This is a genomic window from Streptomyces durmitorensis (assembly GCF_023498005.1).
Taxonomy (GTDB): Bacteria; Actinomycetota; Actinomycetes; order Streptomycetales; family Streptomycetaceae; genus Streptomyces; species Streptomyces durmitorensis.
Genome location: NZ_CP097289.1, coordinates 5,386,984 through 5,401,973, shown reverse-complemented (window position 1 = coordinate 5,401,973; position 14,990 = coordinate 5,386,984). Strand labels below are relative to the sequence as shown.

General features: G+C 71.1%; 11 protein-coding genes. 5 read left to right on the top strand and 6 right to left on the bottom strand.

The window, feature by feature from the left end; translation table 11 throughout:
- The first annotated feature begins 111 nt into the window (after window positions 1-111).
- Both M4V62_RS24310 and M4V62_RS24305 read left to right on the top strand, forming a co-directional pair.
- Window positions 112-1,212, top strand: coding sequence for a tyrosine-protein phosphatase (locus M4V62_RS24310; protein ID WP_249589342.1), 1,101 nt, complete (start codon window positions 112-114; stop codon window positions 1,210-1,212).
- Window positions 1,213-1,382: 170 nt separating this feature from the next.
- The gene (locus M4V62_RS24305) at window positions 1,383-2,789 is read left to right on the top strand and encodes an FG-GAP-like repeat-containing protein (RefSeq protein WP_249589341.1); all 1,407 of its coding nucleotides are present in this window, start codon (window positions 1,383-1,385) and stop codon (window positions 2,787-2,789) included.
- A gap of 61 nt (window positions 2,790-2,850) precedes the next feature.
- Here the strand turns inward: M4V62_RS24305 and M4V62_RS24300 are convergent, their stop codons facing one another.
- From M4V62_RS24300 to M4V62_RS24290, 3 genes are all read right to left on the bottom strand, one after another.
- On the bottom strand, window positions 2,851-5,484 hold the full coding sequence (locus tag M4V62_RS24300) for a bifunctional FO biosynthesis protein CofGH (RefSeq protein ID WP_249589340.1): 2,634 nt from the start codon (window positions 5,482-5,484) through the stop codon (window positions 2,851-2,853).
- Between the two features lie 36 nt (window positions 5,485-5,520).
- Complete coding sequence (locus M4V62_RS24295) at window positions 5,521-6,423, bottom strand: LLM class F420-dependent oxidoreductase (RefSeq protein WP_249589339.1); 903 nt, start codon at window positions 6,421-6,423, stop codon at window positions 5,521-5,523.
- A 72-nt stretch (window positions 6,424-6,495) separates the two neighbouring features.
- Entirely contained in the window at window positions 6,496-7,053 is a 558-nt protein-coding gene (locus M4V62_RS24290; RefSeq protein WP_249589338.1) for a hypothetical protein, read from the bottom strand.
- Window positions 7,054-7,185: 132 nt separating this feature from the next.
- On the opposite strand from M4V62_RS24290, the gene M4V62_RS24285 reads away from it, so the two are divergent.
- The 3 genes from M4V62_RS24285 (at window position 7,186) to M4V62_RS24275 (ending at window position 9,657) form a co-directional block, all read left to right on the top strand.
- Entirely contained in the window at window positions 7,186-7,602 is a 417-nt protein-coding gene (locus M4V62_RS24285; protein ID WP_249589337.1) for an ankyrin repeat domain-containing protein, read from the top strand.
- Window positions 7,603-7,661: 59 nt separating this feature from the next.
- A complete protein-coding gene (locus tag M4V62_RS24280) occupies window positions 7,662-8,009 on the top strand; it encodes a hypothetical protein (protein ID WP_249589336.1) in 348 nt (115 codons plus the stop codon).
- 106 nt (window positions 8,010-8,115) lie between these two features.
- Window positions 8,116-9,657, top strand: coding sequence for a CehA/McbA family metallohydrolase (locus tag M4V62_RS24275; protein WP_249589335.1), 1,542 nt, complete (start codon window positions 8,116-8,118; stop codon window positions 9,655-9,657).
- Between the two features lie 198 nt (window positions 9,658-9,855).
- Here M4V62_RS24275 and M4V62_RS24270 read toward each other — a convergent pair whose 3' ends face one another.
- The 3 genes from M4V62_RS24270 to M4V62_RS24260 all read right to left on the bottom strand — a co-directional run bounded on the left by M4V62_RS24270 (window position 9,856) and on the right by M4V62_RS24260 (window position 14,899).
- Window positions 9,856-11,415, bottom strand: a complete 1,560-nt coding sequence (locus M4V62_RS24270) for an APC family permease (RefSeq protein WP_249589334.1) — start codon at window positions 11,413-11,415, stop codon at window positions 9,856-9,858.
- 266 nt (window positions 11,416-11,681) lie between these two features.
- Window positions 11,682-13,163 (bottom strand): aldehyde dehydrogenase family protein, encoded by a 1,482-nt coding sequence (locus tag M4V62_RS24265; RefSeq protein WP_249589333.1) that lies wholly within the window; start codon window positions 13,161-13,163, stop codon window positions 11,682-11,684.
- Window positions 13,160-14,899 carry an N-acyl-D-amino-acid deacylase family protein gene (locus M4V62_RS24260; RefSeq protein WP_249589332.1) on the bottom strand — a complete coding sequence of 580 codons (1,740 nt, stop codon included), beginning with the start codon at window positions 14,897-14,899 and terminating at the stop codon, window positions 13,160-13,162. The genes M4V62_RS24265 and M4V62_RS24260 overlap by 4 nt, the downstream gene beginning before the upstream one ends.
- Window positions 14,900-14,990: the final 91 nt, after the last annotated feature.

Below are 14,990 nucleotides of genomic sequence, written 5' to 3'. Positions count from 1 at the left end.
CGCTGAAGGCTGAGCCCTTCCAGCGGCCAAGGGCCACCCTTCAGATCGCCTTCGGCCTGCGTTCACCGAGCCGTTCCGCGCAACCCCCCGTAACCGCCAACCATCCGTCCCATGACTCACGTGACTCGTGTAAGGGCCGCCGCGTACACCCTCTCCGCGGCCCTCCTGGCCGCCGCCGCGGCGGCCCCCGCGGCGACCGCCGCCCCGCACCACTCCTCGCACCGCCCCTCGCACCACTCCACGCACCGGATCCCCTTCACCCAGGCCGTCGTCACCGCGACCGGCACCCCGGGTACGTACACGCTGAAGTGGTCCGCCCCCGGCGTCCGGCACGTCGCCGTCCGGACCGAGGACGGCCGCACCGTCGCCGCCGGTGGCTCCTCCGGTGACGTCACCGTTCGCGGGCTCTCCGCCGGCGTCGACCGGCAGTGGTTCGACTTCGTGCCCTCGCGGGGTGGCTCCCTGCGGCTCGCCGATCGGCTCGTCAAGCTGGACGGAGCGGTCAACTTCCGTGACGCGGGCGGCTATCGCACCCGTACCGGGCAGTGGGTGAAGATGGGCGAGATATACCGCTCCGACTCGCTCGACAAGCTCACCGCCGCCGACCAGGCCAAGCTCCGGCGTCTCGGCCTCGGCACGGACTTCGATCTCCGGATGACGTCCGAGCGGGAGGCGGCTCCGGACAAGGTGCCTTCCGGCGTCGACTACCGCGTCGCCGACGTGCTCGCCGGGTCGGACACCTTCACCGGGATGCCGAAGACGGCGGACGAGGCCGCCACCATGATGGCCGACGGCGAGCGGTTCATGGTCAGCGGCGGCAGTGCTAGGACCGCTTACGCCGACGTCTTTTCCGGCATGACGGACGACGACGACCGCGGTCTCCTCTTCCACTGCACCGCGGGCAAGGACCGCACCGGCTGGGCCAACGCCGCGCTCCTGACCGCGATCGGCGTCCCGCGCGAGACCGTCATGGCGGACTACCTCGCGTCGAACCACTACCGCGCCGAGGCCAACGCCGCCGCGCTCGCGGCGATGCCGCCGGAGCAGGCGAAGGTGTACAAGCCCATGCTCGACGTACGCGCCGAGTACCTGAACGCCGGGTTCGACGAGGTGCGGGACGAGTTCGGATCGTTCCGGGCCTATGAGGCACAGGCGTTGAAGATCAGCGGGCGTGAACTCCAGCAGCTGAAAGCGGAGTTGCTGGTCGGGTAGCTGCGCCGTCCGCCGCGCCCTCCCGGCGCCGGGGCCTGTGGCACGAGGGAAACGGCAGGCCCTGTAACGGAAATGTCCGGGCGTCGTAACGATGAACCTGTGGTGTACAACCGCTTGCCTCAGGCGCCCGTCTCCTCTGGTGTCACAGCAATTTCCCCACAGGAGGACCAGTGCGCCGCTCCCTTATGGCAGCCGTCGCGGTTGCCGCGCTCGCGACCCCGTTCGCCGTCGTCGCCACGGCCGGTTCCGCCGCCGCCGCGCCCGCCGCAGCCGCGGCGAGCAAGCCCGTGACCGACTTCAACCACGACGGATATGCCGACCTCGCCGTCTCCGCGTACCGCGGCGCCGTCGACGGCGTGTCCGGCGCGGGCTACGTCTCGATCGTGTACGGCTCGGCGTCCGGCGCCGACACCGCGCACGCCAAGCAGATCAGCCGCACCACCGCCGGCGTACCCGGCGACCCCGAGGTGGACGGCGGCTTCGGCGCGAGCACCGAGGCGGCCGACCTGGACGGCGACGGATACACCGACCTCACCGTGAACAACGGCTCCAAGGACGTCGTGATCTGGGGCTCCGCGAACGGCCTGACCCAGGGCAGCGAGCTGCCGGGCGAGTACGTGCAGACGCTGAAGGCCGGTGACTTCAACGGCGACGGCAAGACCGACCTCGTCGCCAACTCCTCGTCCACCATGGAAGTTCGCTACGGCCCGTTCACCCGCGACGGGAAGCCCGCCTCCACCTCCTCCGTCGAGAACGGCGACGACGGCCCCAAGGAGCTCATGGTGGGCGACGTGACCGGTGACGGCGCCGACGACCTCGTCACCAGCCACGACTTCGAGGAGATGCAGTACTCCTCGCGCCTGTGGAAGGGCAGCAAGGACGGCCTCGCCAAGACGTCGACGGCGACCAAGAAGTTCACGACGAACGGCGTCATCGCCGACGTGGACAAGGACGGCTACGGCGACCTGGTCGCCCGCGAGGTCGACGAGGTCTCCGAGACCCAGGTCTACGACGCGGGCGCCGTCCGGGTCATCTACGGCTCCGCGTCCGGCTTCTCCAGCCGCACCGCGAAGATCGACCAGGACACCGCGGGCGTCCCCGGCGCCAGTGAGGCGGCGGAGATCAACGGGCCCGAGCGAGGCGACCAGTTCGGCTACTCCGTGTCCGCGGGCGACGTCACCGGCGACGGTTACGCGGACATCGTTGTCGGCGTGCCCGGCGAGAACCTCGGCAACGTCGCGGACACCGGCGCGGTCGTCCTGCTCAAGGGCGGCGCGAACGGCCTGACCGGCACCGGCGCCCAGGCGTTCAACCAGGACACGGCAGCCGTCCCCGGCGTCTCGGAGAAGGGCGACAACTTCGGTGAGGAGGTCAAGCTCACCGACGTGAACAAGGACGGCCTCGCCGACCTGACCGTGGGCGTGCCCCAGGAGGACGGCACCACCAAGGACTCGGGCGCCGCCTGGCTGTTCCGTGGCACCAAGACGGGCCTGACGACGACCGGCATCACGTCGTTCAGCCCGTCCTCGCTCGGCACCCCGGAGGCGGGGGCCCGCTTCGGCGGCGAGCTCGCCTGACCCGCCGTCGGGCGAACTCGCCCGACGGCCCCGCCCCCGCCGGACTGACCTTTCCCCCGAGTCAGTCCAGGACGGGAAGCAGCTCCGGGAGGTGGCCGTCCGAAGCGGCGGCCGCCTCCTGGCGCTCCAGAGGCACCTCTCCGTACAACGTCGTCCGCGGTTTCGCCGGACGCCCCGCCTCCTCCGCGATCGCGATCAGGTCCTTGACCGAGCGGTACGAGCCGTAACTGGAGCCCGCCATCCGGGAGATGGTCTCCTCCATCAGCGTCCCGCCCAGGTCGTTCGCGCCCGAGCGCAGCATCTCCGCCGCACCCTCCGTGCCCAGCTTCACCCAACTGGTCTGGATGTTCGGGATGTGGGGGTGGAGCAGGAGCCGCGCCATCGCGACCACCGCGCGGTTGTCGCGGGTCGTCGGTCCCGGGCGGGCGATGCCCGCCAGATACACCGGGGCGTTCGTGTGGATGAAGGGCAGCGTCACGAACTCCGTGAAGCCCTCCACCCCCTTGGCCAGCGCCTCCTGCTGGATCGCGGCCAGCGTGCGGAAGTGCCCGAGCCAGTGCCGCGGCTGGTCCACATGTCCGTACATCATCGTGGACGAGGAGCGGATGCCCAGCTCGTGGGCCGTCTTGACCACCTCGATCCACGTAGCCGTCGGCAGCTTGCCCTTGGTCAGGACCCAGCGCACCTCGTCGTCGAGAATCTCCGCTGCCGTGCCGGGGATGGAGTCCAGGCCCGCTTCCTTCGCGGTGCTGAGCCAGTCCCGTATCGAAAGACCCGTGCGCGTCGCGCCGTTCACGACCTCCATCGGCGAGAACGCGTGCACATGCATGCCCGGCACGCGCTCCTTCACAGCCCGCGCGATGTCGAAGTACGCGGTGCCCGGCAGGTCCGGGTGGATGCCGCCCTGCATGCACACCTCGGTCGCGCCCACCTCCCACGCCTGCGCGGCCCGGTCCGCGACCTGGTCCAGGGAGAGCGTGTACGCGTCGGCGTCCGTGCGGCGCTGGGCGAACGCGCAGAAGCGGCAGCCGGTGTAACAGACGTTCGTGAAGTTGATGTTGCGCGTGACGATGTACGTGACGTCGTCGCCGACCATGGACTTGCGTACGTCGTCCGCGATGCCGCACAGCGCGTCCAGCGCGGGCCCGTCCGCGTGCAGCAGGGCAAGGGCCTGCTCGTCCGTCAGGCGCGTCGGGTCGTCGGCGGCCGTCTTCAGGGCCGCGCGCACGTCGCCGTCGATGCGCGAGGGGACCATGCCGGGCGCGGCCTGCTCGCGCAGGGCCTCCCAGTCGCCGTACACCTCGTCGAAGTCGTCGCGGCGGTCGGAGGTGCGGCCGGTCGTGTCGATGGTGCGGTGCAGGTCCGTGCGGCCGGACGAGGCGACGTACCCCTCGTCCGGTTCCTGCCAGGGCAGTCCGCTCGGCCGTGCGTCCTCGTTCGCCAGGCCCGTCTCCGGGTCGACGAGCGCGCGCACGTGCGGCAGCAGGCGCGGGTCGAGCCAGGGCTCGCCGCGCTCGATGAACTCCGGGTAGATCGTGAGCCGTTCGCGCAGCGTGAAGCCCGCCTCCGCGGTCTTGGCCGCCAGCTCGTCGATGTGCGGCCAGGGGCGCTCGGGGTTCACGTGGTCGGGCGTGAGGGGCGATACGCCGCCCCAGTCGTCGATGCCCGCGCCGATGAGCAGCGCGTACTCCGCGTCCACCAGGTTCGGCGGCGCCTGGATGCGGGCGCTCGGGCCGAGGATGTGCCGGGCCACCGCGATGCACGCGGCGAGCTCCTCCAGCTCGGCGTCCGGCATGCCGCGCATGGCCGTGTCCGGCTTGGCGCGGAAGTTCTGGACGATGACTTCCTGGATGCCGTGGTACGAACGCTGCGTCGAGCGGAGGCGGAAGAGCGCGTCCGCCCGCTCCTCGTACGACTCGCCGATCCCGATCAGGACCCCGGTGGTGAAGGGGACGTTCGAGCGCCCCGCGTCCTCCAGGACCCGCAGCCTGACCGCGGGCTCCTTGTCGGGCGACCCGTGGTGCGGACCGCCCGGCTCGCTCCACAGCCGCGTCGCCGTCGTCTCCAGCATCATGCCCATGGACGGCGCGACGGGCTTGAGCCGCTGGAGGTCGGTCCAGGTCATGACGCCGGGGTTGAGGTGCGGGAGCAGGCCCGTCTCCTCCAGGACCCGGATCGCCATCGCGCGGACGTAGGCGAGCGTGTCGTCGTAGCCCTCCGCCTCCAGCCACTCGCGCGCCTCGGGCCAGCGGTCCTCGGGCCGGTCGCCGAGCGTGAACAGGGCTTCCTTGCAGCCCATTTCCGCCCCGCGCCGTGCGATGTCGACGACCTCGTCCGGCGAGAGGAACATCCCGTGCCCCTCGCGCCGCAGCTTGCCGGGGACGGTCACGAAGGTGCAGTAGTGGCACTTGTCCCGGCACAGCCGGGTCAGCGGGATGAAGACCTTCTTCGAGTACGTGATGACGCCCGGCCGCCCCACCGCCGCGAGCCCCGCGTCACGCACCCGCGCGGCGGACGTGGCGAGGTCCTTCAGGTCGTCGCCGCGCGCCTGGAGCAGCACGGCGGCCTCGGCGGTGTCGAGCGCGACGCCGTCCCTGGCCCGTTTGAGGGCGCGGCGCATGGCGTTGGCGGTGGGTCGGGCCGGCGCGGGGGCCGACTCCTGATGGCCTGGGTCCTGCGGCGCGCTGTTGGTCATGCGTCCGAGCATACGAGCGACCTCCCGGAGAAACAGCTACAGGTCAGTGCTGGTTCGGTCCTGCCCGGCGGGGGCGGGTGTGAGGTGCACGTATCGCTCGAACCCGTCGAGCACCCGGAGCACCTCCGTTTCCCCGCCCGCCGGAAGCTGCACGACGACCTCGTCCACGCCGAGCTCCTCGTAGTGCGCGAGCTTGCCCTCGGTCGGCTCGACGGCGGACAGCGCCACGTACAGGCCGGCGGGGTCGCGGCCCGCGTCCGCCCAGGCGGTGCGCAGCGCGGGGAGCGTCTCGCGCAGTCCGCCGCCCCCGATGGGCAGCCAGCCGTCGGCGTACTCCGCGATGTGCGCGAACAGCTTGGGGCCCGCGGCTCCGCCGATGAGGGTGCGGGGGCCGTGGAGCGGGCCCTCCTTGCGCGGGCGGGGCGCACGCACCGGCTTCGGGTGGGCCTCACTGGCCCGCACACTCCCGAACTCACCCTCGTACGAGGTCGGTTGCTCGGCCCACAGCGCCCTCATGACCGCCATCCGGTCGCGCACGAGCGCGCGCCGCGTGCGCCACTCGACGCCGTGGTCGGCGGCCTCCTCCTTGTTCCAGCCGTAGCCGATGCCGAGGGTGAGACGGCCGCCGGAGAGGTGGTCGAGGGTCGCGATCTGCTTGGCGAGGTCGATCGGGTCGTGCTGCCCGACGAGCGTGATGTTCGTGCCGAGTCCGAGCCGGTCGGTGACGGCGGCGGCCTGGGCGAGGGCGACGAAGGGGCTCAGCATGCGGGCGCACTCGGGCGGGAGTTCACCGCCGGGGTAGGGCGTCTCGCGGGAGACGGGGATGTGGGAGTGCTCGGGGAGGTAGAGCGCCGCGAACCCTCGCTGCTCCAGCTCACGGGCCAGGCGGATCGGGGCGATGGTCTCGTCGGTGAGGTAGAGGGTGGCGGCAACTCGCATGTGGTGGCCTCCGGTCACGTCGTCGTACGTCGCCGTGCCGCTCGCGCACGGACTCCCGTACGCGAGCGGGGCTCACTTACTAGCCGCCGGCGCCGCAGGAGTCCATGCCGCGCCCGCACCTCCCCTCCGCCTCCGGTAGTACGCGGCCGTCACCGCGACGAGCAGCGGGGCCCACAGGACGAGCGGCGCATAACAGGCCACGAGGACCGCCTCCTTGGCCGCGCTGCCGGTGACACCCGGACCCAGGCCCGCGTACTGGGCGTAGGCGAACCAGCCCATGATCGCGAAGAGACCGGCCGCCCCGAGCAGGGCCGGGACCACCGCGGCGAGCGGCCGCACCCTGCGCCCGCCGAGCAGCGGTATCCACCCCGGCACGACCTCGCCCCACCCCCGCACCAGGCCGAGCGTCAGCAGGGCCAGGCCCTCGGACACGACGCTGAGCCCCAGGACGTAGAGCACCGCCGCCCAGCCCCTGACGGGCTCGTCGGCCACCGGGAGCCCGGCGACGAGGGCGATCCGCCACAACGCGGAGGGGAGGGTGGCCAGGGGGACGGCATGGGCGGCGAGCACGGCCCAGCGGGGCACGTCGGGCAGCGCGGTCGTCTTCAGCACGTTCAGCACGTTCAGCATGCGGGCCATGCTGGCCGCGGGCCCGTGCCTCTCACATCGGCGTACGGGCCGAGCGCGGGCCGCGGTCCTCCGCCGCACGGGGGAGCGGAAAATCCGACCACCTCGCACACCCGCCGAACTACCCTGCCCCTCATGAGCAGACGGCGCCACAAGAAGCAGACGAAGAAGCTGGTCCTGGCAGCGCAGCTGGGCTGCACGACCCAGGCGAAGGCTCTGCTGCGAGCGGGCGCGGACCCGCGGGCCGCCGACCCCGACGGCACGACCCCGCTGTACGGAGCGTCCGTCCACGGCACGGCGCCCATCGTCCGGGCGCTCCTGGCGGCAGGCGCCGACCCCGACACCGAGAGCGGCCACGGCGACCAGGGGACACCGCTGTGTGCGGCGGCCTGCTGGGGCCACACCGAAGCCGTGCGCGAACTCCTCGCCCACGGCGCGGACCCCAACCTCCGCGAGGACGGCGGCACGGGCAACACCCCGCTGTACTGGGCGACGCAGGGATCGCACGAGGAGACGGCCGCCGTGCTTCGTGCGGCGGGCGCGAGCACCTAGGCGCGGGGCTCCGCATGCCCTAGGATCCGCCGGAATCGAAGGAATCGGGGGGTTTCCTCATGCGACTTCGCTTCGCGACCGTACTGCTGCTGCTCGGCGCGCTACTGGGCGGCACGGCGTCGGCGGGGGCCTACGCGGCCACTCCACGGACGGCGGCGGCATCGGCATCGGCATCGGCATCGGCAGCCGCTTCGACGACGCTCGCGACAGGTGCCGCTGCCGCGAGGACGGACACCAGGGCGGCGGACGAGTCACCGACCAAGCCCAAGGCCAAGCCCAAGAAGAAGAAAAAGAAGAAGTCCAAGGGCGGGGCCGGGCTGATCATCGGGATCATCGCCGTCATCGCGATCGTCGTCATCGTCCTGTACGCCCTGCGCCGCGTGCGCAAGGCCCGCCGTAACGGCTGAGCGACACCGGGCGTAAGTCTGTCAATTGCCTTCCCTTGCCGGAGAGTTCACGGCTCAATACCAGGGTTGCCCTGCAGTCCCTTCCGACACCCTGGGGAGCCGACACATGTGCGAGGACGAACACCACCGGGCCAGACCCGCCAACACACCCCTCAACCGGCGCGGTCTGCTCGTGACGGGAGCCGCCGCCGCGCTTACGTTGAACAGCGTGAGCTTCGCGAGCGCCTCGGGGCGCGCATCCGGAAGTGACGACGAGACCAAGGTGGTGCGCGGCACGCTGCCCACCGGGTCACCCGACTTCGTGTATCTGCCGGTCGAAGTCCCGGACGGCGTACGGGAGATCCACGTCGCGTACACCTACGAGAAGGTCACGGTCCCGGCGGGCACCCAGGGCAACGCGCTCGACATCGGCATCTTCGACCAGCGCGGCACCGCACTCGGCGGCAAGGGATTCCGCGGCTGGTCGGGCGGCGCGCGCACGGAGTTCTTCATCCGCGCCGACGACGCGACCCCCGGCTACATCCCGGGACCGGTCAAGGCGGGCACCTGGAACATCGCGCTCGGCCCGTACACGGTCGCCCCGCAGGGCCTGCCCTACGAGGTCACGATCACCCTCAAGTACGGGGCGCCCGGCAAGACGGTCCGGCCCATCTATCCGCCGGAGCGGGCGAAGGGGCGGGGCCGCGCCTGGTACCGCGGCGACTGCCACCTGCACTCCTGGTACTCCGACGGCAGGCGCACCCCGGCCGAGATCGCGGCCCTCGCGCGCGCGGCGGGCCTCGACTTCATCAACTCCTCCGACCACAACACGCACTCCGCGCACGCCCATTGGGCCGACGAGGCGGGCGACGACCTGCTCGTCATGCTGGGCGAGGAGGTCACCACGCGCAACGGCCACGTGGTCGCGCTCGGCACGGACCCCGGCACGTTCATCGACTGGCGCTACCGCGCCCGCGACAACCGCTTCGGCAAGTACGCCCGCGAGGTCCGCGACGCGGGCGGCCTCGTGGTCCCCGCCCACCCGCACGCCACCTGCATCGGCTGCAACTGGAAGTTCGGCTTCGGGGAAGCGGACGCGGTGGAGGTGTGGAACGGCACCTACACCCCGGACGACGAGATCTCCCTCGCCGACTGGGACAGCACCCTGGTCGCCTCCGTCCGGGGCCGCAAGCCGTGGATCCCGGCCATGGGCAACAGCGACGCCCACCGCGACCCCGACCCCATCGGCACCCCGCAGACGGTGGTCCTCGCGGACGACCTGACCCGCGACGCCATCCAGGCGGGCATCCGCGCGGGCCACAGCTACGTCGCCGAGAACAAGAACGTCACCCTCAAGTTCACGGCCACGGGCGGCAAGGGCAAACAAGCAGGCATCGGCGAGCGCCTCTACGTCGAGCAGGACGCCCCGGTGACGATCCGCCTGGACGTCACGGGCGCCCCCGGCTGCACGATCCGCTTCGTGACGGACCAGGGCGTCCTGTTCACGTCACCGGCACTGCCCGCCTCCGGATCGGGCACGGCGGAGTGGCGGACGACGCCGTCGTACTCAGCCTACGTACGAGCCGAGGTCCGCCACGCCCCGACGGTGCCGAGCCTCCCGGGCCCCCTGACGGCGTTCACGAACCCGGTGTTCCTGGGCCGGAGCTAGCAGGGCGACGACGGCTTCCCCTACCCCTTCGGTTCGGGTGCGCCGCCGACCGCGGGTGCGTCGTGGTTGCTCGCGCAGTTCCCCGCGCCCCTGAAAGGCGCACTGCGTGCGCCTTCATGAGGCGCGGCGAAGCCGCTGCCTCAGGGGCGCGGGGAACTGCGCCGCCAGCCCCCACCGGCGGTCAGGCGGGGCCAGGGCTCAGTCCGCGACGACCAGCGCCGGCGTGTCCCGCTTCAGGACCTCGCCCCGGAAGAACGCCGGGCTCTTGCGGCCCATCACCAGCATGATCACCACGCCGAGCAGCAGCAGGCCCACGCCGATCACGAAGACCGAGCCGACGCCGAAGACGGAGGAGCCGCTGCCGTAGGCGGGGTTCCACATGTCCACAAGGGTCTTGACGAAGACCGCGGTCAACAGGATGCCGCCGAACACCGGGAAGAAGCCCTTGAAGGCGAAGTCGCGCGCGGACGAGAACAGCTCGCGGCGGAAGTACCAGGCGCAGGCGAAGGCCGTCAGCGCGTAGTAGAAGCAGATCATGAGGCCGAGCGCGTAGATCGTGTCGACCAGGACGTGCTCGGAGACCAGCGTCATGACTGTGTAGAAGACGCCGGTCGCGACGCCCGCGACGACGGTCGCGCGGCCCGGGGTCTTGAACCGGGGGTGCACGCGCGCGTAGGACGGCGGCAGTGCCTCGTACGTCGACATCGCGAGGACCGTGCGGGCCACCGGGATGAACGTGGTCTGCAGGCTCGCGGCGGCCGAGGCGAGGACGGCGACGAAGAGCAGGATGCCCAGGCCGCTGCCCATGATGGGCCCGGCGAGCGCGGCGAAGACGTTGTCGGAGGTGTCCGGGTTGGCGAGGCCGAGGCCCTTGTCGCCGGAGCCGACGGCCATCTGGGCGGCGATTCCGGTGGCGAGGTAGGAGCCGATCAGGACGACCATCGAGATGAGCGCCGCGCGGCCCGGGGTCTTCTCGCTGCCGGTGGTCTCCTCATTGGCGGTCAGGCACGCGTCCCATCCCCAGAACATGAAGATCGACAGGGAGAGACCGGCCGTGAAGGCGCCGAAGGACTGGACGGAGAACGGGTTCAGCCAGGACCAGGAGAAGTCCATGGATCCGGCGATGTCCCCGCTGCGGGCCTTGCCCAGGGCCATCACGACGAAGAGCGCGAGGACCACCAGCTGAAGGCCGACCAGGAGGTACTGCACCCCCTTCGTGGCCGTCATCCCCCGATAACTGATCGCCGTCGCCGCGGCGATCAGGGCCAGGCACGTGAGGATGTGCACGGCCTTGTTGTCGTCCAGGGCCGCCACCGAGTCGTTGCCCGTGATCTCGCCCGCCAGGAGCCAGAAGTACGAGGTCGCCACGCCCGCCAGGTTCGACAGGACGATGATCGTGGCGATGACCAGGCCCCAGCCGCACATCCAGCCGATCCGGGGGCCGAAGGCCTTGACCGTCCAGGTGAAGGACGTGCCGCAGTCCGGCATGGCCTTGTTGAGCTCGCGGTAGGCGAAGGCCACCAGGAGCATCGGCAGGAAGCCCGCGAGGAAGACCGCGGGCATGGCCAGGCCGACCTCGCCGGCCGTGGAGCCGAGGGTCGACGTCAGGCAGTAGACGGGGGCGACGGTGGAGATGCCGATGACGGCGCTGCCCATGAGCCCGACGGAGTTCCCGCCGAGGCCTTTGGCGCGTACGCCCCCGTCGGGGGCGCCGTTTACCGTGTCTCCGGCCTGGGGCCGTACGTCCAACTGGGTCATGAACAGGACGTTAAGGGCTGCGGTTTCCACATGCGGAGGATGAACATCCGGATCTACCGGCTTGCAATCCATGGGCGAATCGGGGCATGACCCATTGATTGCTTCACCAGTCAACCGAATCGGTTACTCATTGCCAGGCAAAAGCCAGACCGTCCGGTATGCGGGAACCGCAGCACTGTCCGTTTTGCCCCACTTCAAAATTTTCCCGAGCATCCCTCCAGGGTCCACATACCGGACATCAGCCGGACCGCATCACCCGGGCCGCATCACCCGGGCCACACGATCGACTGCAGCTCGCTGTACGCGTGCAGCGCGTACGAGCCCACGTCCCGGCCCACCCCGCTCTTCTTGAACCCTCCGAACGGCGCCTCCATGTTCCTGCCGATCGTGTTCACGCCGACCCCGCCCGCCCGCAGCCGCCGCGCGACGCGGAAGGCGCGGGCCACGTCGCCCGACCAGACGTAGTCGAGAAGGCCGTAGTCGCTGTCGTTGGCCAGGGCGATGCCCTCCTCCTCGTCCTCGAAGGGGACCACCACCACGACCGGGCCGAAGATCTCCTCCCGGACCACCCTCATGTCGTTCGTGCAGTCCGCGAGCAGCGTCGGGGCGACGTAGAAGCCCTTCTCGAACGAGGCCGGGCGCTCGCCGCCCGCGACGACCCGCGCGCCTTCCTTGCGGCCGAGCTCCACGTACGACTCGATGCGGTCCCGGTGCGCCGCCGAGATCACCGGGCCGACGACCGTCCCCTTCTCCCGGGGGTCGCCGACCTTCATGTAGCCGATGTAGCCCGTCAACTTCTCGATCAGGGCGTCGTAGATCGCGCGGTGCGCGATGACCCTCGTCGGGGCCGTGCAGATCTGTCCGCTGTAGAAGGAGAACGTCGTGCCGATCCCCGCCACCGCCGAGTCCAGGTCCGCGTCCTCGAAGACGAGCGCCGCGCCCTTGCCGCCCAGCTCCATCAGCTGCCGCTTCATGTCGCGGCCGCACACCTCGGCGATCCGCTGCCCCACCGACGTCGAGCCGGTGAAGCTCACCATGTCGACGTCCCGAGAGTCCACGGCCGCCTCGCCCACCTCCGGGCGCGCGCCGCTCACCACGTTCACCACTCCCGGCGGCGCCCCGGCCTCCTCAAGGGCCGCCGCCATCCGGTACACCGACAGCGGGTCCTGCGGTGCGGGCTTCACGACGACCGTGTTGCCCATGGCCAGGGCGGGTGCCACCTTGCCCGCCGGGTTGGCCCACGGGTTGTTGTACGAGGTGACGCAGGTGACGACTCCCACCGGCTGGCGGACGGTGAGCGCCCCCACGACGCCCGCTTTGCCCATCGGGCCCGCCTCGTTGATCTGCGGGGGAAGGCCCGCCTCGACCGGCTCCAGGGCGCCCTTCGCGTACCGCTTGAAGCGCGCCACCGACACCGCGACCTGCATCCCACGCGCCGTGCCGGTCGTCGCGCCGCTCTCGGCCTGGGCGAGTTCCGCGTACGCGGCGAAGTCGCGCTCCATGATCGACGCGGCGCGGTCGAGGACCGTGGCCCGCTCCTCGGGCGTCGTGCGCGACCAGGTGGCGAAGGCCTCACGGGCCGCGCCGGCCGCCGCGTGCACCTGCTCGCGGCTCGCCTCGGGGGCCAGGCCCACGACGTCTTCGGTGGCCGGGTTGATCACCTCATAGTGACCACCGCCGGGCTCTGTCCACTCGCCGCCGATGAACAGCCGCTGCTCCTGCGGGAGTTGGCCACGTCGGCTGCTCACTTGGTGCTCACCGTCCGCGTGTCCCGGCCCGACCGCAGGACCGTGCCGGGCGTCGCGCCCGTCACCCGGTCCTCCCGGATCGCCTCGACTCCGTTCACCCAGACGGCGTTGATGCCGATCGCCTTCGAGTCGAGGCGCGGGCTGTCGCCCGGCAGGTCGTGCACCAGCGTGGCCTTGCCCGCGTCGATGCGCTCGGGGTCGAAGAGGACGAGGTCGGCGTGGAAGCCCTCCTCGATACGGCCCCTCTCCCGCAGCCCGAAGAGCTGCGCGGGGTCGTCGGTGAGCATCTTGACCGCCTGCTCCAGGCCGACCAGCTTGCGGCCCCGCAGGCAGTCCCCGATGAACCGGGTCGTGTACGGGGCGCCGCACATCCGGTCCAGGTGCGCGCCCGCGTCGGAGCCGCCCAGCATGACGTCCTCGTGCTGCCAGGTCTCCTGGCGCAGGGCCCACGAGTCGGGGTCGTTGTCCGAGGGCATGGGCCAGAGCACCGTACGCAGATCGTCGTTGGCGCAGATCTCGACGAGGCACTGGAAGGCCTCCTGGCCGCGCTCGGCGGCGATGTCACCGACGACGCGGCCGGTGAGGCCTTCGTTCTCCTTGGAGTACGTGTCCCCGATGACGTACCGGTCGAAGTGCGTGAGCCGCCGGAAGACCCCGGCTTCCTTGCTGTCGGCGCGCCGCAGCATCTCGCCCCTGACGTCGGGGTCGCGCAGCTTGGCGATGCGCTCGGGGACCGGGAGGCCGAGCACGTCGCCCCACCCCGGGATGAGGTTCAGCGCGCAGAAGGTGCCCAGCGACATGTTCATGGGGGTGAGGATCGGCATGGTCAGGGCCACGATGCGGCCACCGGCCTCGCGGGCGCGCTCGCTGGCGCTCAGCTGGCGCGGTACGCGTTCGGGCACTGCGGAGTCGATGGTGAGGACGTTCCAGTTCAGCGGCCGCCCGGCGGCGGCGCTCATCTCGACGAACAGATCGATCTCGTCGTCGCTGAACTGATCGAGACATCCCGCGACGATGGCCTCCAGCTGGGTGCCCTCGTGCTCGGCGACGGCCCGGCTGAGGGCGAGCAGCTCGTCGGGCTTCGCGTGCCGTGAGGCCACGGGCTCGCCGTCGCCGTCGGAGTGCGTGGACGACTGCGTGGTGGACAGGCCCCAGGCACCCGCGTCCATGGCGTCATGGAAGAGCCGCAGCATCTCCTCGAGTTGCTCGGGAGAGGGCTGCCCACCCACGGCATCCGCGCCCATGACGTACCGCCGCAGCGCGCAATGCCCCACCATGAAGCCCGCGTTGACGGCGACGCGCCCGTCCAGGGCGTCCAGATACTCGCCGAACGAGCTCCACGTCCAGGGCGCGCCCTCTTCGAGGGCCACCAGCGACATGCCCTCGACCTTGGACATCATCCGCCGCGTGTAGTCGGCGTCTTCGGGCCGAGCGGGGTTCAACGGAGCAAGCGTGAAGCCGCAGTTGCCGCCCGCGACGGTGGTGACGCCGTGGTTCAGGGAGGGGGTCGCGTAGGGGTCCCAGAAGAGCTGGGCGTCGTAGTGCGTGTGCGGGTCGACGAACCCGGGTGCGAGGACGCGCCCTTGGGCGTCCTCGCTGGTGGTGGCGGACTCCTGGATGGTGCCGGGTTCGGCGACGACGGCTATGCGCCCGTCCCTGATGCCGACGTCGGCGGTAAATGCGGGGGCGCCGGTTCCGTCGACTACGGTCGCGCCTTTGATCAGGTGGTCGAGCATGGCGGGTGTGGTCCCCCTTCGGAGAGCGGGTGGGTGGGCGGGAGAAAGCCCGTCCGGCGTTTGAGGACACGCCCGAAGGGCGAAGAGGGTG